The organism is Streptomyces spiralis (assembly GCF_014654675.1).
GTDB classification, from domain to species: Bacteria; Actinomycetota; Actinomycetes; order Streptomycetales; family Streptomycetaceae; genus Streptomyces; species Streptomyces spiralis.
In genome coordinates this window covers 103,864-124,639 of the sequence record NZ_BNBC01000007.1, presented here as the reverse complement: position 1 = coordinate 124,639, position 20,776 = coordinate 103,864, and the positions used below count along the sequence as shown (strand labels likewise).

General features: G+C 71.6%; 13 protein-coding genes. 3 read left to right on the top strand and 10 right to left on the bottom strand.

Features of this window, described 5'->3' with window-relative positions:
• Positions 1 to 43 precede the first annotated feature (43 nt).
• The gene (galE, locus tag IE318_RS10245; RefSeq protein WP_189898842.1) at positions 44 to 1,012 is read right to left on the bottom strand and encodes a UDP-glucose 4-epimerase GalE; all 969 of its coding nucleotides are present in this window, start codon (positions 1,010 to 1,012) and stop codon (positions 44 to 46) included.
• Between the two features lie 271 nt (positions 1,013 to 1,283).
• Here galE and IE318_RS10240 point away from each other — a divergent pair, with 271 nt between their 5' ends.
• Positions 1,284 to 3,530: a bifunctional glycosyltransferase/CDP-glycerol:glycerophosphate glycerophosphotransferase gene (locus IE318_RS10240; protein ID WP_189898840.1), complete on the top strand. Its 2,247-nt coding sequence runs from the start codon at positions 1,284 to 1,286 to the stop codon at positions 3,528 to 3,530.
• Positions 3,531 to 3,602: 72 nt separating this feature from the next.
• On the opposite strand, the gene IE318_RS10235 is transcribed toward IE318_RS10240, so the two are convergent.
• From IE318_RS10235 to IE318_RS10195, 9 genes are all read right to left on the bottom strand, one after another.
• Complete coding sequence (locus IE318_RS10235; protein ID WP_189898839.1) at positions 3,603 to 6,431, bottom strand: stealth family protein; 2,829 nt, start codon at positions 6,429 to 6,431, stop codon at positions 3,603 to 3,605.
• A 5-nt stretch (positions 6,432 to 6,436) separates the two neighbouring features.
• The gene (locus IE318_RS10230; RefSeq protein WP_229903423.1) at positions 6,437 to 7,429 is read right to left on the bottom strand and encodes a hypothetical protein; all 993 of its coding nucleotides are present in this window, start codon (positions 7,427 to 7,429) and stop codon (positions 6,437 to 6,439) included.
• Positions 7,426 to 9,180, bottom strand: coding sequence for a stealth family protein (locus tag IE318_RS10225; RefSeq protein WP_189898837.1), 1,755 nt, complete (start codon positions 9,178 to 9,180; stop codon positions 7,426 to 7,428). Before IE318_RS10225 ends, IE318_RS10230 begins: the two co-directional genes overlap by 4 nt.
• Positions 9,181 to 9,474: 294 nt before the next feature.
• On the bottom strand, positions 9,475 to 10,920 hold the full coding sequence (obgE, locus tag IE318_RS10220; RefSeq protein WP_030171402.1) for a GTPase ObgE: 1,446 nt from the start codon (positions 10,918 to 10,920) through the stop codon (positions 9,475 to 9,477).
• Between the two features lie 134 nt (positions 10,921 to 11,054).
• Entirely contained in the window at positions 11,055 to 11,309 is a 255-nt protein-coding gene (gene rpmA / locus IE318_RS10215; protein WP_023550764.1) for a 50S ribosomal protein L27, read from the bottom strand.
• 14 nt (positions 11,310 to 11,323) lie between these two features.
• Positions 11,324 to 11,644, bottom strand: coding sequence for a 50S ribosomal protein L21 (gene rplU, locus IE318_RS10210; RefSeq protein ID WP_028422127.1), 321 nt, complete (start codon positions 11,642 to 11,644; stop codon positions 11,324 to 11,326).
• A gap of 251 nt (positions 11,645 to 11,895) precedes the next feature.
• A complete protein-coding gene (locus IE318_RS10205) occupies positions 11,896 to 16,413 on the bottom strand; it encodes an Rne/Rng family ribonuclease (protein ID WP_189898834.1) in 4,518 nt (1,505 codons plus the stop codon).
• A 275-nt stretch (positions 16,414 to 16,688) separates the two neighbouring features.
• Entirely contained in the window at positions 16,689 to 17,474 is a 786-nt protein-coding gene (locus IE318_RS10200) for a TIGR03936 family radical SAM-associated protein (RefSeq protein WP_189898832.1), read from the bottom strand.
• A 165-nt stretch (positions 17,475 to 17,639) separates the two neighbouring features.
• Positions 17,640 to 18,596 (bottom strand): DUF5996 family protein, encoded by a 957-nt coding sequence (locus IE318_RS10195; protein ID WP_189898830.1) that lies wholly within the window; start codon positions 18,594 to 18,596, stop codon positions 17,640 to 17,642.
• A gap of 382 nt (positions 18,597 to 18,978) precedes the next feature.
• Between IE318_RS10195 and IE318_RS10190 the strand changes: the two genes are divergently transcribed.
• Both IE318_RS10190 and IE318_RS10185 read left to right on the top strand, forming a co-directional pair.
• Positions 18,979 to 20,106: an LLM class flavin-dependent oxidoreductase gene (locus IE318_RS10190; RefSeq protein ID WP_037868372.1), complete on the top strand. Its 1,128-nt coding sequence runs from the start codon at positions 18,979 to 18,981 to the stop codon at positions 20,104 to 20,106.
• The gene (locus tag IE318_RS10185) at positions 20,103 to 20,708 is read left to right on the top strand and encodes a CE1759 family FMN reductase (protein ID WP_189898828.1); all 606 of its coding nucleotides are present in this window, start codon (positions 20,103 to 20,105) and stop codon (positions 20,706 to 20,708) included. Before IE318_RS10190 ends, IE318_RS10185 begins: the two co-directional genes overlap by 4 nt.
• The last annotated feature ends 68 nt before the right edge of the window (positions 20,709 to 20,776 follow it).

Genomic DNA, 20,776 nt, shown 5'->3' with positions numbered 1-20,776 from the left:
GGCACTCGGTGCCGGGGAAGCCCCCCTTGCCGTGTCGCATTCCTCAGTGCCGGTGACGCCAGCCCTGCCAGGCGGACTCGATCATCTCGTCCAGACCGTGGCCGGCCGTCCAGCCCAGTTCGGCGCGGATGCGGTCGGCGGAGGCGACGACCCGGGCCGGATCGCCGGGCCGGCGGGCGGTCACCTCGGGCACGACGTCGTCGTGGCCGGTGACCTTCAGGATGCGGTCCACCATCTCCCGCACCGAACTGCCCTCGCCGCGGCCGATGTTGAGGACGAGGGACGTGCCCTCCGAAGCCTCGTTCAGGCGCCGTGCCGCCGCGAGGTGCGCGGAGGCGATGTCCTGGACGTGGATGTAGTCGCGTACACAGGTGCCGTCGGGCGTGGCGTAGTCGTCGCCGAAGACACGAGGCGGCCGACCGGCCTCCAGCCGTTCGAACACCATGGGTACGAGGTTGAAGACGCCCGAGTCGGACAGTTCGGGCGTGGCGGCACCGGCGACGTTGAAGTACCGCAGGGCGGCGGCCTTCAGGCCGTGGGCCCGGGCGGCGGCGGCGATCAGCCACTCGCCGATCAGCTTGGTCTCGCCGTAGGGACTCATGGGGACACAGGGCGTGTCCTCCGTGACGAGGTCCACGTCCGGCATGCCGTAGACGGCGGCGGAGGAGGAAAAGACGAGCCGGTCGACACCGGTGGCCGCCATCGCCTCCAGCAGGGTCTGCAGACCGGTGACGTTCTCCCGGTAGTAGTGGAGCGGCCGTTCCACCGACTCCCCCACCTGCTTCTTGGCCGCGATGTGCACCACGCCCACCACGCCGTGGTCGCGGACGGTGCGCTCGAGGAGGGCGCCGTCCAGCACACTTCCCACGACGAGGGGCACACCCTCGGGCACCCGGTCGGCGCTGCCGGTCGAGAGGTCGTCGTACACGACCACGCGTTCGCCGCCTTCGGTCATGGCGCGCACCACGTGTGCGCCGATGTACCCGGCGCCACCCGTGACCAGCCAGCTCATCCTTCTGCCTCCTCGATGTCCGGCACCCGGAAGTCACCTTTGCTCGTGAACTACGGAACGTCAAATCTTGCGCCTCGGCACAGCCGCGAATAACGCGGGCAGAACGGGCTGTGAAGAAGTTCTCCACTGAACGGGCACAGCATCGTGCGGGACATCCGTATGAGCTTCAGGTGAATCCCCTACGCTGACGCGGCCGATGCGCTTGGCTCCGTCAGCGGGCGAAGCCCAGCGGCCCTGCACGTGTGATCAGCTCTTGGAACAGGTTGTAAGGATGCCCAAGCTCTCCCTCGTCGTCCCTGTGTACAAGGTTCAGGGCTACCTCGCCGAATGCATGGACTCGGTCCTCGGGCAGGACTACGGCGACTTCGAGGTGATCGCGGTCGACGACTGTTCACCGGACGGCTCGGGCGCGATCCTCGACGAGTACGCGGAACAGGACGACCGTGTTCATGTGATTCATCTCGCGGAAAACGTGGGACTGGGCCGTGCGCGCAATGCCGGGATGGAAAAGGTCACTGGCGATTACGTCCTGTTTCTCGACAGTGACGACACGCTGGCCGACGGAGCGCTGCGGGCGATATCCGAGCGGCTGGACGCCACCGGGGATCCCGAAATACTGGTCTTCGACTACGCCCGCACCTATTGGTACGGGCGGGTCACCCGCAATCAGCGTGCCGACCTGCTGAGGAACGAGGGACCGGACGTGTTCTCCCTCGACGACCGGCCGGAGCTGCTGGACCTGTTGCAGATCGTCTGGAACAAGGCCTACCGCCGGGACTTCGTCACCCGCCACGGCCTCACCTTCCCGCCCGGGTACTACGAGGACGCCCCCTGGACGTTCTGCTCCATGATCAGCGCCGGGAGCATCGCGCTGCTCGACCGAGTCTGCGTGATGTACCGGCAGCGGCGTGAGGGCGGCAACATCCTCAAGACCGTCTCCCGCAAGCACTTCGACGTCTTCGACCAGTACCGCCGGGTCTTCGGCTTCGTCGACGCCCACCCGGAACTGGACCGCTGGCGGGCTCCGCTGTTCACCAAGATGGTCGACCACTACCTGACCGTCCTGGAGCGCCCCGAGCGCCTTCCGGGCGACGCGCGCGCGGAGTTCTTCCACCGCGCCGCCGCCGACTACCGGGCCCGCCTGCCCGAGGGCTTCCAGCGGCCGGCCGACGGCCAGGGCCGCAAGTACGCGATGCTGGAGCGGGACGCCTACGGCGCGATGGCCTCCGCGACGGCCGTGGTGAAGCTGCGCCAGACGATGCGGAGCCGCACCCACAAGGCGGTCAACCGGTCCAAGCGCAGCGCGATGGGCGTCTTCTACCGGTCGCAGCTGCGACTGCCGCTGGACGAGAACCTGGCGGTGTTCTCGGCCTACTGGGGCCGCAGCGTCTCCTGCAACCCCGCGGCCATCGACGCCGAACTGGCCCGCCGGGCCCCGAGGATGCGCCGGGTGTGGGCCGTCCGGCCGGACGCGGTGGACCGGGTGCCGGGGGGCGTGGACTGTGTCCCGATCGGCTCCAAGGAGTACTGGGCGGCCGTCGCCCGCGCCAAGTACCTGGTCAACAACGTCAACTTCCCCGACAGCGTGGTCAAGCGCGAGGGCCAGGTGCATGTGCAGACCCACCACGGCACCCCGCTCAAGACCATGGGCCTGGACCAGCGCAAGTACCCCGCCTCGACCAACATGAGCTTCGGCAAGCTCCTCAAGCGCTGCGACCGCTGGGACTTCAGCATCACCTCCAACCGGTTCACCACCGCCGTGTGGGAGCGGGTCTACCCCTCCTCCTACGTGTCCCTGGAGACCGGCTACCCGCGCAACGACGCCCTGGTGAACGCCACCGCCGACGACGTGCGCACGGCCCGTGAGGAACTGGGTCTGAGCGAGACCGGCACGGTGTTCCTGTACATGCCCACGCACCGCGAGTACCAGAGAGGCTTCGTGCCCCGCCTCGACCTGGAGCGGCTCGCCGAGCGGCTGGGCTCAGACGTCACCCTGCTGGTGCGCGGCCACTACTTCTACGGCGGTTCGGCCCGCCTGGAGACGCTGCGGGCCGCCGGGCGGATCATCGACGTGTCCGAGCACCCGTCGGTGGAGCAGCTGTATCTCGCCGCCGACGCCCTGATCACCGACTACTCGTCGGCGATGTTCGACTACGCCAACCTCGACCGCCCCATCGTGGTCTTCGCCGACGACTGGGACACGTACTCCGTCGTGCGCGGCACGTACTTCGACGTGCTGCGGGAGGGGCCGGGAGCCGTCGCCACGACGCAGGAGGAGCTGACCGACCTGCTCCTCTCCGACCAGTGGCGCGGCAGGCGGGCCGCCGAGGCGCGGGCCCGTTTCCGGCAGCGTTTCTGTGAGTTCGACGACGGTCGCGCGGCCGAACGGGTCGTGCGGCACGTCTTCCTGGACGAGTCGCTCGTGGAACTGCCGCCGATCGTGCCGTTGGAGGAGCGGGTGTCGGCTCCGCCGGCCGACCGGGTCCTCACTGCCCAGCATCCGATGCGTGTCCACTGAGCCGGAGGCAGCGAGAAGGGGGCTTCCCCGGCACGCGGTGCCGGGGAAGCCCCCTCGCTCATCACGGTCGTGTCAGAGCTCGTAGGGGCTCTTCACCGGGAAGTAGGCGCGCAGGAACGAGCCGATGATGCGGGCCTGCTCCTGATCCGGAACCTCGGCGTCCTGCGACTCGCCGAGGCAGAACACGTCGTGACCCCGGATCGCCAGCAGACGCGTCAGCTCCGGGTGCCGCGCGTAGGTGCCCACGTCGATGTAGGCGCACCGGATGCTGCTGGGCACCGCGGTACCCGTCAGGTAGCCGTAGTGGTGGTGCAGCGAGGACACCATGGAGATGTCCTGCCAGCCGCGCAGGGGGGCCGCCGCGGTGCGGGCCACGCTCTCGGGGAACTCGCCCTCGATCTCCTCCAGGACGCTCCTGCGCAGCGGGTGCGGGGCGTGCGCGAAGCTGTTCGCCACGGTCACCCCGAATCGGTCCTCGAGCAGCCGACGGTTGTTCTTCGCCGCGGCGAAGTAACCCTCGTCCTCCTCGGTGGCCTCGCCGATCGGCACGGTCGTCGGAGTCCAGAAGAACCGGCTCGTGCCGTTGGCCTGGAAGAACCTCTGCGCGGTGAGCGGCCTGCCGACGAAGACGTCGTCGTTCATGTACAGGAAGTGCTCCGACAGCCCGTCGATGTGGTGCAACTGGCTCTCGATGGCATGCGAGTTGAACGTCGGAAGGCAGCTGGTGTCGGTGAATATGTCCCGGTGCGAGACCACCTCGATACCCGGGTGCGCGGTGTTCAGCCACTCGGGCGTCTGGTCGTCGGTGACCAGGTAGATCTTCCGCACCCAGGGCGCGAACATCGCGAGCGAGCGCAGGGAGTAGCGCAGCTCGTCCCGGTTGCGGAAGCGTGCCGCCTCGTCCCCGGACGCCTCGGCGTCCAGGCCGAGGGACGCCCGCCGCTGGGCCCGGCGCTCCTGCCAGCGGGGGTCCGAGTCGTCGACCCAGGTGTAGACGACGTCCACCGGGAAGGCGATGTCGCTCACCAGCTTCTTGGTGAACGGCTCCAGCGTGGGGTACTCCCGGTCCCGCACGCGCAGCCGGGCGTCGGCGGTCAGCGACGGCAGCTTGGGGCCGACCGCACTCGGCCTGAGCGGCGCGACGAACTGGCCGTCGCCGCCCTCCTCCTCCGGCACCAGGCGCCAGAACTCCACGTCGCAGCCGTAGGCGGGGCCGAAGCGCAGCGTACGGCTGGAGGTGACCACGGGACGGAAGACCCGCAGCCCGGCCACCTCTCCGGCGCCTTCGAGGCGTTCGGCCAGCAGCACGCCGGGGGCGTGCGTACGGGGCTTGAGGAGCTCGGCGTACACCGCCTTGCCCTCGTACTCGGTGGCCAGGGCCTTGCGCACCCGCGCCTGGTGGGCGCTGTCCACCGCCAGCCGCTGCCGCGGGGAGTCCTCCCGGTCCCGCAGCAGCACGTAGGGGATGTCGTGCTTGTCCAGCGCGCTGACGACCGTCTCGAAGTTGCGCTGCAGGATGTCCGAGCCCTGCAGATCGTCGTGGACCTCGGAGAGCCGGCCCGCGGCCCGCACCAGGGAGCGGTTGGCCGCGCCGATCACGAGCTCACGCGCCCGCTGGTCGCCCGACGAGGGGGCGGTGCGGTCCGCGGCGACCGCGGCGTGGAAGCGGCCCGCGCCGCCGTGGGCCACGCGGTGCGCCATGCGGTCGGCCCGCTCCGCCATCCGCTGCGGGTCGTCGCGCCGCAGCACGAGCTCGGTGAAGAGCTCCTCCCACTGCTTGACGATGACGTCCGCGGCGAAGCGCGCGGAGCCCTCGTAGGCCTTCTCCCCGTAGGAGCGCAGGAGTTCCTCGTCGCCCATCAGCCGGGATATCGCCTCGGCGAGTCCGTCGATGTCGTTGGGGGCGACGAGCAATCCGTCCACGCCATGCCGGATTATCTCGGCGGGCCCGGTGACGATGTCGTACGCCACCGCCGGCACGCCGGCGGCGAAGGCCTCCAGCAGCACCAGCGGGAAGGCCTCGCCGTCCTGGGACGGCAGCATGGTGAGGCTGGCCTTGGCCCATTCCTCCGTCATGTGCTGGCTCGGCCCGAGGATCTCCACGGCGTCGTGCAGGCCGAGGCCCTGGACCAGGTTGCGCAGCCGGGACATCTGCGGGCCGTCCCCGAAGATGCGCAGCCTCCAGCCCGGGTGTTCGGGCAGGGCCTTGGCGAAGGCCTGGATGGCGTGGTCGACCTGCTTGTCGGGCACCAGGCGGCGCGGCATCACGATGCTCTTGCCGGTCAGACTGGAACGCGGCCGGAACCCTTCGGGAATCGCGTTCGGGATCGCGGCCAGGCGCGGGGCCGCCTTGCCGAGCGACTCCTCCAGCCACTGCTTCGTGCGCTCCGTCAGCACCACCAGGGCGTCGATCTCGGGAGCCCGCAGAAGCAGCGGCTCACCGGTGCCGCCGCGCAGCTGCGAGGGCCGGTGCTCCTGGTGGATGGTGATCACCCGGGAGGGCACCAGGTCGGCGACGGCGGACATCAGGGCGGGCGAGGTGGTGATCAGGACATCGGTGTCGAGGGTCCGCAGGGCGCGGTTCATCTCGACGTCCGACAGGGCGTCGAAGGTCGCCTCCCACTTGGAGCTGATCAGCTCGCTGGGCAGCCCGGCCAGGCGGCGGCACTCCTCGGCCCCGATGCCGCTGTCGCGCACCGGGCGCTCGGTCTTGCCGGTGCGGTCCACCAGGTAGCGCACCGGGACCCGCTCGTCCACGGAGAAGAACGGGCTCTCACGGGTCTTGAAGACGCTGAGCACTTCGACGGTGTGCCGGGGGGCCAGGTGCGTCGCCTGGGTGTAGACGGCCTGCTCCGTGCCGCCCATCTCGTCGCCCCAGGTGAGCAGAAACGTGATCTTCATTGGTGTCAACATCCAGAGGGGAGGTGGGCCGCTCGGAAGGCGAGGCTGCCGATGGGCGTGTAGTACGGGTTGAGTCGGAGCACGACGCTGTCGTCCTCGGCGGTCAGCAACCGGTGCGGCATCCGGAAGACATCTCCGGGGCTGCGTACGTCGGTGCGCCGCCGGGAGATCTTCAGCGGCCGGCGGCGTGGCCGCTGAAGACGTACGTCGAAGATCTGCTCCTTGGTGCCGAGGCCACCGAAGTCGGCCGGCTTCAGCGAGCAGACGAAGGTGTCGCCGTGCCACGTGGCCGGGACGACCCGGCTGGTCTTGCCGTTCCTGCGGACGAGTTCGACGTCTCCGCGGCAGTCCTCGGCCGGCGCGTTGAGGAGCCGGCCCTCCAGGGTCACCTCGGACCAGCCGATCCGCACGGAGACGATCTCCGCCTCCGCGTCGTCCCTGCCGAGCGACACGTACGCGCGTCCGGTACCGGAGGCGATGAGACGGCAGTAGGTCCCGTCCTCGCGCACCGGTTCGGGAACCGTGGGTCCGTCGGGCATCAGCCGGGGCGCCTTGGCCACCGCACAGCGGCGTTCGACGCCCGAGGCGTCGGTGAAGACGACGGACAGCCGCCACTGTCCCGCCGCCAGCAGGAACCTGCGCATCCCCGCGGGCACCGGCCGGTGCTGGTCGGCGTCCGCCTCCAGCAGGTCCAGCACGGCGGTGCCCTGCGCCTCGACGTACCCGTCGCCACGCTGGACGAGGGTGAGCGGGATGACGACCGGGGACGAGGACCCGCCCAGCAGCAGGGAGGCCGACGAGGCGGTCACCCCCTCCGGCACACGGACGCAGAAGTTCAGCGTCCTGCCGTCAAGGAGGGACAGGTGCTCCGCGCTCACCCGCGGCCAGTCGTCCGCGCTCGGCGGTACCAGGACCAGACTGTCCAGGCGCGACCGGGCCGAGCGCACCACGTCATACCCCTTGCGCATCACCTTGTGCGGGGTGGGGAGTTGTCTCATCGGTTGTCTGCACCATGCTCGTAGGGGCTGGGGAAGGGGAAGTACTCGTCCAGGAAGCGCGTCATCAGGGCCTGCTGGCGGCTCAGCTCCGCTTCGGTGGAGGTCGTGTCGTTCAGGCAGAAGACGTGCGCTTCACGGTTGGCCAGCAGCCGGCCCAGCACGCGCTCCACGCCGGGCTTGCCGACGTCGCAGTAGCGGTACACCAGTCCCTCGCCGGCGAAGGAACGCTGCGTGTGGAACGCGTAGTAGTGGTGCAGGGAGGAGGTGACCGACACGTCGCTGACGCTGCGGAACCTGCTGGCCGCCGTGCGCCGGTGTTCCTCGGGAAACTCGGCCTCGATCTCGTCGAGCACGCTGCGGTGCAGCGCGTGCGGCACGTGCTTCATCTTCCGGAAGAGGGTGTCACCGAAGCGTTCGGCGATGAGCCGGCGGTTGTTCTTCCCGGCGGCCGCGACCGGCGGATCGTCCGGGGAGGTTTCCCCGAAGGGGACCAGGGCAGGCGAGAGATAGAACTTCCCGAGACCGTTGGGCAGGAAGAAGTGCTGCGGAAGGATCTCCTGGCCGAGCATCACGTCGTCGTTGAAGTACAGGAAGTGCTCGGACAGGCCGTCGATGTGGTGCAGCTGGCTCTCGATGGCATGGGAGTTGAACGTCGGCAGGACCGTCGGGTCCTTGAATATCTCCTTGTGGCTGACGACCCTGATCCGCGGGTGGTCGGTGTTCAGCCACTCCGGTGTCTGGTCGGCGGTGACCAGGTAGATGTTGCGCACCCAGGGCGCGTACAGGTGCAGCGAGCGCAGCGAGTAACGCAGTTCGTCCCGGCTGAGGTAGCGAGCGGCGTTGGCCGCCTCCTCGTGGTACGGACTGTCGGAGAAGCTGGCCCGCTGACGCAGCCAGTGCGGATCGGAGCCGTCCACCCAGGTGTAGACCACGTCGATCGGGAAAGATCTTCGTCCGACGGCTCCCGCGGCGAAGGCCGGCCGTGTCCGTACTCGCACCGGCTCCCGTTCCGCGGCCAGCGGCGAGAAATCGGTGAACAGGCTCTCGTCCGCCTCGACCGTCGGCTCGTCCAGGGGCACCGCCTCGGCGACCCCGTTGCGCCGGGGGGAGACCAGCTGGCCGTCCTCCTGCCGCCAGAACTCGATGTCGCAGCCGTAACGCAGACCCAGGACGAGCCGGCCGGTCTGGTCGGTGAGGTACCAGGTGCACCGGAAGACGTCCGCGCCGGAGACCCGTTTCCACGAGCCCGGTCCGTATCCGGGCAGAGCGGAGTCCTCCTGCGGCTGGCCGCCGCGCACCGGGACCACGTACCCGGGTCTGGCGCGGCACGCCTGGCGCAGCGCGGCGAGTACGCGGTCGCGGTCCTCGGCGCGGACCGCGACCGCGGCCGCCGTGTCGGAGGCCGAGCGCACGCAGAAGAAGTCGACACCGGCGTCGCGCAGCGCGGCGGTCACCTCGTCGAGATTGGCTCGGCGCGCCCGCAGCGGGGTGACGTCGGGCACGACATGGGCGATCCGCGGCGTACCCGCCACACTGACGACCGTCCGATCGTGCCGGGCCAGCAGTTCTCTGTGGCGGCGCGTCACCCGGACCCGCTTCACCTGGTCCCGCACCTCGGCCGCGGCGGCGATCCGGGACTTCACCTGCTCCCTCAGATCCGCGCCCACGCGCTGCGCGATCACCCGTCGCGCGCCGACTGGCACCGCGCGACGATACACGCCGACCAACCGGGACGCTTCAGGGTTTCGCACTGTGGGGACTCCTCCGATGGGCTGCCGATCGGTGAACGGCACGCTCCGCCAACCGCCGCATCAAGGTACGGCCATACACGCTATGCAGTGTGTTTACCTCACATCCGCCTGGCTGTGCCACGTCCCCAACCGGCCGTAAATGCCAGCATTTCGGAACAATCACTCACGAGCGTTGACAAAATCACAGCGCTTTGAACCGGCTGTTTCCGGCCAGGTGCCGAAGGCCCGCGGCACGGCACGGCCGCCCTTGCCGGGGCGGCCGTCACAGGGCGTTCGGTGCCGCCCAGCCGACGCTCAGAACGGCTCGAAGTCGTCGTACTCCCGCTGTGACTCGTCGCGTTCGGCCTGGCGCTCACGGCGGCGCTGGGCGGCCGGGCGGACGCCCTCGAAGCGGTGGTCCTCACCGCGGCGGCCGAGCATCTCCGCGCCCGCCGTCACCGAGGGCTCCCAGTCGAAGACGACCGCGTTGTCCTCGGGGCCGATGGCGACGCCGTCGCCGTTCCGGGCGCCCGCCTTCATCAGCTCCTCCTCGACACCGAGGCGGTTGAGCCGGTCGGCGAGGTAGCCGACGGCCTCGTCGTTGTTGAAGTCGGTCTGGCGCACCCAGCGTTCGGGCTTCTCGCCGCGCACCCGGAACAGCGGCTCGCCGCCGACCTCCTCGCGGGTGACCGTGAAGCCGGCGTCGTCGACGGCCTTCGGGCGGATGACGATGCGCGTCGCCTCCTCCTTCGGCCGGGCGGCACGCGCCTTCGCGACCAGGTCGGCGAGCGCGTACGACAGCTCCTTCAGCCCGGTGTGCGCCACCGCCGAGGCCTCGAAGACCCGGTAGCCGCGCGCCTCGAGGTCGGGCCGGACCATCTCGGCGAGGTCCCTGCCGTCGGGCACGTCGATCTTGTTCAGGACGACGATACGGGGACGGTTGTCCAGGCCGCCGTACTGCCGGAGCTCCTCCTCGATGACGTCGAGGTCGGAGACCGGGTCGCGGTCGGACTCGAGGGTCGCGGTGTCCAGGACGTGGACGAGGACGCTGCACCGCTCCACGTGCCTGAGGAACTCCAGGCCCAGGCCCTTGCCCCGGCTCGCGCCCGGGATCAGACCCGGCACGTCGGCGATGGTGTAGACGGTCGAACCGGCCGTGACCACGCCCAGGTTCGGGACGAGGGTGGTGAACGGGTAGTCCGCGATCTTCGGCTTGGCCGCGCTGAGCACCGAGATCAGCGAGGACTTGCCGGCGCTCGGATAGCCGACCAGCGCCACGTCGGCGACGGTCTTCAGCTCCAGGACGATGTCCCCGAGGTCCCCGGGCTCGCCGAGCAGCGCGAAGCCGGGAGCCTTGCGCCGCGCCGAGGCCAGCGCCGCGTTGCCGAGGCCGCCCCGGCCGCCCTGCGCGGCGACGTACGAGGTGCCGTGGCCGACCAGGTCGGCGAGCACGTTGCCCGCCTTGTCCAGGACGACCGTGCCGTCCGGCACCGGCAGCACGAGGTCGTCGCCGTCCTTGCCGGAGCGGTTGCCGCCCTCGCCGGGCTTGCCGTTGGTGGCCTTGCGGTGTGGGGAGTGGTGGTAGTCGAGCAGCGTGGTGACCGACTGGTCGACGGTCAGGATCACGTCGCCACCGCGGCCGCCGTTGCCGCCGTCCGGGCCGCCCAGCGGCTTGAACTTCTCGCGGTGTACGGAGGCACAGCCGTGGCCTCCGTTACCCGCGGCGACATGCAGTTCGACGCGGTCCACGAAGGTGGTCATGTTCAGTGCCTCCAGAAAGTACGGGTGTTTCTCACTCAACACGCGAAAGGCGGACCCGCCTTCCCGACCGGGAAGTGAGGTCCGCCTCGCGAAAGCGTTCGGTGCTGAAGCAGCCGATCGGACGATCAGGTGGTTCAGGCGACCGGAACGATGTTCACGACCTTGCGGCCACGGTGGGTACCGAACTCCACCGCACCGGCCTGCAGCGCGAACAGCGTGTCGTCGCCGCCGCGGCCGACGCCCGCGCCCGGGTGGAAGTGGGTGCCGCGCTGGCGGACCAGGATCTCACCCGCGTTGACGACCTGACCGCCGAAGCGCTTCACGCCGAGCCGCTGGGCGTTGGAGTCGCGACCGTTCCGGGTGGACGATGCGCCCTTCTTGTGTGCCATGTCTCTTCAGTCCCTTACTTCGCAGCCGTGGGGATCGACGTGACCTTGATCGCCGTGTACTGCTGGCGGTGGCCCTGCCGACGGCGGTAGCCGGTCTTGTTCTTGTAGCGCAGAATGTCGATCTTCTGGCCCTTGTGGTGGTCCACGACCTCGGCCTGGACCTTGATGCCGGCCAGCACCCACGGGTCGCTGGTCACGGAGTCGCCGTCGACAACGAGCAGGGTCGAGAGCTCGACCGTGTCGCCAACCTTGGCAGTGGAAATCTTGTCAACCTCGACGATGTCGCCGACAGCAACCTTGTGCTGGCGACCGCCGCTGCGCACGATGGCGTACACGCGGATCTCACTCTCTCGCTCGGGAAACGGCACCCCCGCAGGCCAGCCGCCCGACACGACGGGCGACCTCTCCCGGCCAACCCAGTGCCCGGGAGGAAAAGGTTTACGGGGATGTGGCGTGCTCAGTGGACACGCCGACGGTCAAGGGTACGGGGCCTGCCCGGTAGGGGTCAAACCGGCCGTCCCGGACGGCGTGGCCCTGCCCGCAGGGGGGCAGGACCGCACCACGCCGGTGACCGGGTCGGCCCGGATCAGCCCTCGTCGGTCGAGGCCGAGACGGACGGCAGCGACTGCTGCGCCGCCGCGGTCTTCTTCGACGCCGACTTCTTCGCGGCGGTCGTCTTGGCCGCAGTCTTCTTCGTGGCCGCCGTCTTCTTCGTGGCGGCCTTCTTCGCCGTCGCCTTCTTGGCGGCGGTCTTCGTGGCTGCCGTCTTCTTGGTGGCGGCCTTCTTCGCCGTGGCCTTCTTGGCGGCCTTGCGGGCCGTCTTCTTGGCCGCGGCGGCCTCCTCGGCCGGCTCGGCGCCCTCGGCCGCCGGCTCGGCCGCCTCGGCGGCGGGGGCCTCGCCGGCCTCCTCCTGAGCCGGGGCCGACGGGACGACCACGACGGCCGTCTCCTCGGACGCGGTCGGCGCGGTGGCCTTGCGCACGGCCCGACGGCGCGGACGGGCCGGAGCGGCGGCCTCGGCGGGCGCCTCGGCCTGCTCGGCGGCCTCCTCCGCCACCGGAGCCTCGGCCTCCGGGGCCGTCTCCGCCGGGGCGGCGGGCTGCGCCTCGGGTGCCGCCGGCGCGGCCTCCGGCACCGTCACCACGGCCGCCTCGGCGCCCGCGGGAGAACCGGCCGGCGCCGACACCTTGCGGGTCGCGCGACGGCGCGTACGGCCCTTGGGCGCGGCCTCCTCGGCGGCCGGTGCCCCGGTCTCCGCGGCGGCCCGGACGACCGGGTCCTCGACGGCCGCAGGCTCGGCCTTCGCCTCGGCGGCCGGCTCCGGACGCACCGGGCGCTCGGCCTCCTGAGCGGCGGTGACGTCCTGGGCCGTGGGCACCCGGGCAGCCGAGCGGCCACCGTCGGCCATCGCCTTCGGCGCGCCCGCGGGAGCGGACGCCCGGCGGCTCGCCCGGCGCCGGCCACGGCCGCGACCCGCCGCGGCCTCCGCCTCGGCGACGCTGCTGTACAGCTCCTCGTCCGGGGCGATCTCCGGCGCGGGCAGCGCCACCGGCTCGGCGGCCTCGGCGGCGACCTCGGCCTCGGCCTCCGCCTCCTCCTCGGCAGTCGGAACCGCGATCTCCGTGGCGGCGGCAACGGCCTCGTGCTCGTGCGGCTGTTCGGCACCGGCGCGGGCGCGCTTGCGGCGCTTGCCGGCCCCGGCGCCCGCGGCGGCGGCCTGGTCCAGGTGGACGATGACACCGCGGCCGTTGCAGTGGACACAGGTCTCGGAGAAGGACTCCAGCAGACCCTGGCCGACCCGCTTGCGGGTCATCTGCACCAGACCCAGCGAGGTCACCTCGGCCACCTGGTGCTTCGTACGGTCGCGGCCCAGGCACTCCAGCAGACGGCGCAGCACCAGATCGCGGTTGGACTCCAGGACCATGTCGATGAAGTCGATCACGATGATGCCGCCGAGGTCGCGCAGCCGCAGCTGGCGCACGATCTCCTCGGCCGCCTCCAGGTTGTTCCTGGTGACCGTCTCCTCCAGGTTGCCGCCCTGGCCGGTGAACTTGCCGGTGTTGACGTCGATGACGACCATCGCCTCGGTCCGGTCGATCACCAGCGAACCGCCGCTGGGCAGCCAGACCTTGCGGTCCAGCGCCTTGGCGAGCTGCTCGTCGATCCGGTAGGTGGCGAAGACGTCGACCTCGCTGGTCCAGCGCGACAGACGCGGAGCCAGGTCCGGCGCGACGTGCGAGACATAGCCGTGGACGGTGTCCCAGGCCTCGTCACCACTGACGATGACCTTGGAGAAGTCCTCGTTGAAGATGTCGCGCACGACCCGGACGGTCATGTCCGGCTCGCCGTACAGCAGCGAGGGAGCGCTGGAGCCGTTCTTGGCCTTCTTCTGGATGTCCTCCCACTGCGCCTGCAGCCGCTCGACGTCCCGGCGCAGCTCGTCCTCGCTCGCGCCCTCGGCGGCGGTGCGCACGATGACGCCCGCGTCCTCGGGGACGATCTTCTTGAGGATGGTCTTCAGCCGGGCCCGCTCGGTGTCGGGCAGCTTGCGGCTGATGCCGGTCATCGAGCCCTCGGGCACGTACACGAGGTAGCGGCCCGGGAGGGAGACCTGGCTGGTCAGGCGGGCGCCCTTGTGGCCGATCGGGTCCTTGGTGACCTGCACCAGGACCGACTGGCCGGACTTCAGGGCGGACTCGATCCGTCGCGGCCCGTTGGCCATGCCGAGCGCCTCGAAGTTGACCTCACCGGCGTACAGGACGGCGTTGCGGCCCTTGCCGATGTCGATGAAGGCGGCCTCCATCGACGGCAGGACGTTCTGCACCTTGCCGAGGTAGACGTTGCCGACGTACGAGCTCGACTGCTCCTTGTTGACGTAGTGCTCGACGAGCACGCCGTCCTCCAGGACGCCGATCTGCGTACGGTCGCCGTTCTGCCGGACGACCATGACGCGCTCGACGGCCTCGCGCCGGGCCAGGAACTCGGCCTCGGTGATGATCGGGACGCGGCGGCGGCCCTGCTCGCGGCCCTCGCGGCGGCGCTGCTTCTTGGCCTCCAGGCGCGTCGAGCCCTTGATGGACTGCACCTCGTCGGAGGGGTGCTCGTCCTTCTCCTTCTTCCGCGGCTCGCGCACCTTGACGACGGTGCGCTCGGGGTCGTCGGCGGACGGCTCGGTGTCCGGGCCGGTGTCACCGGCCCGGCGACGGCGGCGGCGACGACGGCGGCTGCTGGTGCTGGCGCCGGTGCCCGAGGGCTCCTCGTCCTCGGCGCCCTCCTCGGCCGCCTCCGCAGGCTCCTCGAGGTCCTCCTCGATCTGCTCGGCGGTGTCCTCGGCGTCCTGGGCGGCCTGGGCGGCGGCGAGCTCGGCGCTCTCCTCCGCCTCCTCCTCGCCGCCGGCCTCCGCGGCCTCGCCCCGGCGGCGGCGACGGCCTCCGCGGCGACGGCGGCGCCGGGAACCGGTCTCCTCGCCGTCTTCCTCGGCAGCCTCCTCGGCCGACTCGGGCTCCGGCTCCTCGGCCTCCTCCTCGGCGGGGGCCGCGGCCTCGGCCTCGGGCTCCTCGCCGTAGCCGGCACCCCGGCGACGACGACGGCGGCGCGTGCCGGCCTGCTCGGCCCGCTCCTCCGGAAACTCCTCCGTCTCCTCGCTCTCCTCCGCGTCGGCGGCCTCGGCGGCCGCTTCGGCGGCGGCCCGCTGCGGGGTCTGGAACTTCGGCTCGGTGAAGACGGGGGGCTGGAAGACGGCGACGGCCGGCCGCGCGGGACGGCCCGGTGCCTCGGCCTCGGCGGTCGTGGTCTCCGCGGCGGCGGGCTGCGGGGCGGGCTCGGAGAACCCGGTCGCGGCACGCCGCACGGCCCGGCGCCGTCCGCGCCGCGGCGCGGACTCCTCGGCGGGGGCCTCGGCGACGGGGGCCTGCGGAGCCTCGGCGGGCTTGGTCTCGGCGACCTCGGCGGTCTCAGGAGCCTCAGCGGCGGCGGGGGCGGCGGCCGGCGCCGCCGTCTCGCTCACCTCGCCCTCGGGGGCACCGGCGGGCGCCGACACGCGCCGCGTGGCACGGCGGCGGGTACGCCGCGGCGCGGCTTCCTCCGCCTCTTCGGCGGCCGGAGCGGCAGGCGCGGCAGCGGCGGGCTCCTGTTCGGCGGTCTCGGCGGCGGGGGCCTTCGGGGCCTCGGCCACCGCCTCGGCCGGCTCGGCGCCCTCGGGCGCGGACACACGGCGCGTGGCACGCCGGCGCGCCCGGCGCGGAGCCGCCTCTTCCTCGGCGGCCTCGGCCGTCTCGGCGGCGGTCTCCACCGGTGCGGCGGGCGTCTCGGCGGCGGTCTCCACCGGTGCGGCGGCCTCGGGGGGCTGCGGCGCACCGGCCGGCGCGGAAGCGCGGCGACGGGTACGACGGGCAGGCGCGGCGGCCTCGGCGGGCGCCTCCGCAGGCGCTTCGGCAGCCGCGGGCTCAGCCTGAACAGCCGCCTCGGCAGCCTCGGTCGTCTCAGAGGTCGTGGCGGCCTGCGGCGCACCGGCCGGCGCGGAAGCGCGGCGACGGGTACGACGGGCGGGCGCGGGCGCCTCAGCGGGCGCCTCCACGACAGCGGGCTCCGCCTGCACAGCGGCCTCGGCGGGCACGACTGTCTCGGCGGCCCCGGTGGACACCTCGGCCCCGGTGGGCGCGGAGACGCTGCGTGTGGCGCGGCGGCGCGTGCGCCGGGGCGCGGCGGCCTCGCCGACCTCGACGGTTCCGGCGGACGTCTCGTCGGCGGCCTCGGCGGCCGGCGTCGCGGCGGCAGCGGTCACCGGCACGACGGTCTCGGCGGCGGCCTCCGTCGCGGCGGCCTTGGGCGCCCCGGACGGCGCGGAGGCCCGGCGGCGCGTGCGACGCGCGGGAGCGGGCTCGGCGACGGCCTCGGCAGCCTCTTCGGCCACTACGGCCTCCGCGGTCTCGGCAGGCGGTATGGCCGGCGTGGTGATCTCGGCCGACGCCTCGGGGGCGGCGGCGGTGCCGACGGGCGAACCCGCCGGCCGGGAAGCGGCACGGCGCCGACGACGCGGCGGCAGGGTGTCGCTGGGGGTGTTCAGTTCTTCGGAACCCTGGGCGGGTTCGTTCGGTCCGAGCATGCGGGCGTATCTCCCGTCAGGCTCCCGGGCGCCGCGCTGGTCCGGTGTCGATCACATGGATCGAACGCCGTTGACGTCCGCGGCCACGCGGTTGCGCGATGGCCGCCGTCCGGGGCGCGGGCGCCGCACGGGAGCTCTCTGTGTCCTGTCTCGCCGGTTCCGTACACCTTGTCGCGTACGGCCTGGCGAAAGTCTTCTGGTCGGTGCGCTGCCCGACCCAGGTGGCTCCCGAGTACGAGGGCGGCGCTTCGACGTCCGTCCCTACGGAACCTTCCCTAAGCCGGCGCCTTCGCGGCGGCAGCGTCGGCGCCCCCTACTGAATCGGCCGGGGCGGCCGGGTCTGCCTCGCGGTCGGGCGCGAGCGGGTCGGTCACCGTGCCGGTCTCTTCATCGAGCAGCCCCTGCGCCAGCCTGGTCACCGCTGCGGGGACCGGCGGCGCCAGGTCGGCCACGGCGCGGAGACCGGACAGGACGTCGTCGGGTCGTACGGCAGGCGTCACGTGCCGAACAACCAGCCGCAGTATCGCACAGGGCTGGTCGGTCGGCCTATCAGCCGCCGAACGATGCGTTTCCACGTTCTGGAGGCTCACGACCGCGGGGCGGGCGTCGAAGGTGCGCATGCCGTTCTTGGTCAGGCGCTGTACTTCGACACTCCCGGCGCCGTTGAAGGCCGCGACCGCGCGCTCGGCCTCGGCCGGGTCCACGCCGTTCAGCCGCAGCTCCCACACGGAAGCCTCCAGCCGGTCGGCGAGTCCCGGCGTACGGGCCTCGACCGCCTCGACGATGTCCAGCCCGGCGGGCATCGACTCGTCGAGGAGGACACGCAGCCGCTCCGGGTCGCGGGACGCGGTGAGCGCGATCTCCAGGTATTCCGCCTCACTGCCCGTGCCGGTGGGTGCGGCATTGGCGTAGGAGACCTTCGGGTGCGGCGTGAACCCCGCCGAGTACGCCATCGGCACCTCGGCACGGCGCAGCGCACGCTCGAAGGCGCGCTGGAAGTCACGGTGGCTGGTGAACCGGAGGCGGCCGCGCTTGGTGTAGCGCAGTCGGATGCGCTGCACCGCGGGTGCGGGCGGCGGGCCTTCGGGCTGTCGCTTGCCCAGTGGAACTTCTCCTTGTGTACGGCGGACGTCCCATGGCGCCTCCCCCGCGTCGGCGGGGCCTCAGGCGCCTGGTCCTTTCTCTAGAGTACGTGCTCCCCCGGCCCGCCGGTTCCCGGCCGCGGTTCAGCCGCGCAGTTGCTGGAGGGTCGAGGCCGGTGTCCGGCTCGCGTACCAGCCGTCGACGCGCGGGCCGACGAGATCGGCGGGCCAGCCCGCCGTCTCGACCGCCGCCTGGTAGACGGCGTCCCCGAAGGCCACGATCGCCTGATGCGGGTCCTTGGTCTCCCGCAGCGCCTCCCACGGCAGCAGCACCAGACCGGCGTCCGCGTTCCAGGTCGCGCCCTCCACGCCCCAGGACCGCCCCTCCAGACCGTCCGGCTGCGGCCAGATGTAGGCGTACATGCCGATGCTCGGCCTGTCGGGAAGGTTCTTGAACGAGAAGCCCACCGAGACATACGCGTTGAGCTGGGCGTTCTGCATGAACGTCGGCGCGTTCCGCGGCGGAGTGGTGGGCTGTGCCCGGTGGCGGGTGGCGGACAGGTCGAACCCGCCCCACATCACACCGACCCGGGGGCGGTGGCCCAGGAAGGGCGCCTGCCAGGACTCCAGTCCGCCGGCGGCGAGGTTCTCGGCCCGCCACATCAGCCGGGCGGCGTGCGGGTCCCACGTGCGTTCGGCGCGGTCGTCCTCGAAGGTCGCCGGGGCGCCCGGGATCTCGCAGATCAGCGACGTGCGGGGACGGTGAATGCCGAGTTCGGCGGCGGCCTCGCAGAACGCCCGGTAGAACGAGGCGACCGACTCGCCGGGCAACGGCACCCTGCGCTCGTCCCGGTCCGTCTCGATGACGACGTCACCGTCGAGCAGACGGTAGTGGACGGTGAAGGTGACGTCCTGGTGCCGGAACGTCGGTGTGCCCAGTCCCCGGGGCGTTACGTCGAGGACGATGTTGCCCCAGCCCGCTTCGAAGGGATCGTCCAGGGTGTACTTGCCCGCGACCTGCACGATGCGGTTCACGTAGTCGACCATGGGCGCCAGTTCCGCGTGGTCGAGCTCCGGCCAGGCGTCGAGACGTTCGCTCACGGGGGCCTCCCAGCGTGTCGAGGGGAGTGCGATCCCGCCCCATTTTCCCACGCCGGCCGGCGGCGGCACGTTCTGCCGGATCGCGCGCGGCGTGACACGATGACGAGGTGAGGCCGGGGGACGCCCCCGGTCGGAGTCTCTGCCCAGTGGCCGGGCGTACCCCGCGCAAGCGGTGCGACGACGATCGCACCGGGGGCCCGCCGGCACGAACTCCCCCCGGTGAGCGAGGCGACGACGGCCCGTCGCGCAGGACCGACCGCACCAGGTCGATGGGCCTGCCCCCGGCGAGGGAGGCCAGGAGGAACTCACCATGGCGTCGTCCGAAACGACCGGCCCGGAGCCCTACGACACGACGGGCGCGCAGCCGTCCGAGGCGAGCGGGATGCAGTTCGGCATCTTCACCGTCGGTGACGTCACCACCGACCCCACGACGGGCCGTACGCCCACCGAGGCGGAACGGATCCAGGCCACCGTCGCCATCGCGCGCAAGGCCGAGGAGGCCGGCCTGGACGTCTTCGCCACCGGCGAGCACCACAACCCGCCCTTCGTGCCGTCCTCGCCGACCACCCTGCTCGCCTACATCGCCGCCCAGACCCGGCGGATCGTCCTGTCGACGTCGACCACGTTGATCACCACCAACGACCCGGTCAAGATCGCCGAGGACTTCAGCGTGCTCCAGCACCTCTCCGGCGGGCGTACGGACATCATGCTCGGACGCGGCAACACCGGCCCGGTCTACCCCTGGTTCGGGCAGGACATCCGCGACGCCCTGCCGCTGACCGTCGAGCACTACGGACTGCTGCGGCGGCTGTGGCGCGAGGAGGTCGTCGACTGGGAGGGCAAGCTGCGCAGCGCGCTGCAGGGCTTCACGCTCGCGCCGCGCCCGCTGGACGACGTACCACCCTTCGTGTGGCACGCCTCCATCCGCACGCCCGAGGTGGCGGAGCTGGCCGCGTACTACGGGGACGGGTTCTTCGCCAACCACATCTTCTGGCCCGCCTCCCACACACGGCAGCTGGTGAGCCTGTACCGCCGGCGTTTCGCCCACTACGGCCACGGCACCCCGCAACAGGCGATCGTCGGCCTGGGCGGCCAGGTGTTCATGCGCCCCAACAGCCAGGACGCCGTGGACGAGTTCCGCCCCTACTTCGACAACGCACCCGTCTACGGACACGGCCCCTCGCTGGAGGAGTTCACGGAGCTGACCCCGCTGACGGTGGGTTCACCGGCGCAGGTCATCGAGAAGACGCTCGGCTTCCGCGAGTACGCCGGCGACTACCAGCGCCAGTTGTTCCTCATGGACCACGCCGGCCTGCCGGTGAAGACGGTGCTGGAGCAACTCGACCTGCTGGGCGAAGAGGTGGTGCCGGTACTGCGCAAGGAGTTCGCCGTCGGCAGACCGGCCGACGTCCCGGCCGCGCCGACCCACCGATCGCTGCTGCGCGACCGCGAACGTGCCGAGGCGGAACGGTCCACCGGTGACAGTGACCAGAACCCGGAGACCCCATGAAAATCACGATCATCACCGGCGGACTCCGCGAGCCGTCCTTGACGCGGCTCCTCGCGGACCGGCTCGCGGCCGCCGTGACCCGGGAGCTCGAAGAACTCGGCGAACCGGTGGAGTCGGCCTTCGTGGAGCTGCGTCCCCTCGCGCACCCGATCATGGACGCGATGCTGACGGGGTTCACCGGGGAGGCGCTGGAGTCGGCGTTCGCGAAGGTCGCCGAGGCGGACGGTGTCATCGCCGTCACGCCCGCCTTCAACGCCTCCTTCAGCGGACTGTTCAAGTCCTTCTTCGACGTGATGCCGGAACAGACCCTGTCGGACATGCCCGTCCTCATCGGCGCGACCGGCGGCACCGAGCGGCACTCCCTGGTGCTGGAACACGCGCTGCGGCCGATGTTCTCGTACCTGCACGCGATCGTCTCGCCCCGGCCCGTCTACGCCGCCACCAGCGACTTCGGCACCCAGACGGGATCGGCCCTGGGCGAGCGCATCATGGCGGCCGCGGCCGACTTCGCCCGCCTGCTGCGCGCGTGCGGACCGCGCGCCCGCCGCGAGATCGTCGACGAGGACCTCGCCGCCATGCAACGCCTGCTGGGCGGCACCTGACCGGCGTACCGCCCGCCGGGCCGGACACCTGACCGGCCCTCCAGCCGCTCCCCCGTTCCAGCCGGCCG

Excerpts from the sequence above, each read along its gene's own strand:
- IE318_RS10185 (WP_189898828.1), top strand. The coding sequence starts at position 20,103 with ATGAAAATCACGATCATCACCGGCGGACTCCGCGAGCCGTCCTTGACG.
- IE318_RS10190 (WP_037868372.1), top strand. The coding sequence starts at position 18,979 with ATGCAGTTCGGCATCTTCACCGTCGGTGACGTCACCACCGACCCCACG.
- obgE (WP_030171402.1), bottom strand. The coding sequence starts at position 10,920 with ATGACCACCTTCGTGGACCGCGTCGAACTGCATGTCGCCGCGGGTAAC.
- galE (WP_189898842.1), bottom strand. The coding sequence starts at position 1,012 with ATGAGCTGGCTGGTCACGGGTGGCGCCGGGTACATCGGCGCACACGTG.
- IE318_RS10235 (WP_189898839.1), bottom strand. The coding sequence starts at position 6,431 with ATGAAGATCACGTTTCTGCTCACCTGGGGCGACGAGATGGGCGGCACG.
- IE318_RS10230 (WP_229903423.1), bottom strand. The coding sequence starts at position 7,429 with ATGAGACAACTCCCCACCCCGCACAAGGTGATGCGCAAGGGGTATGAC.
- rpmA (WP_023550764.1), bottom strand. The coding sequence starts at position 11,309 with ATGGCACACAAGAAGGGCGCATCGTCCACCCGGAACGGTCGCGACTCC.
- IE318_RS10240 (WP_189898840.1), top strand. The coding sequence starts at position 1,284 with ATGCCCAAGCTCTCCCTCGTCGTCCCTGTGTACAAGGTTCAGGGCTAC.
- IE318_RS10205 (WP_189898834.1), bottom strand. The coding sequence starts at position 16,413 with ATGCTCGGACCGAACGAACCCGCCCAGGGTTCCGAAGAACTGAACACC.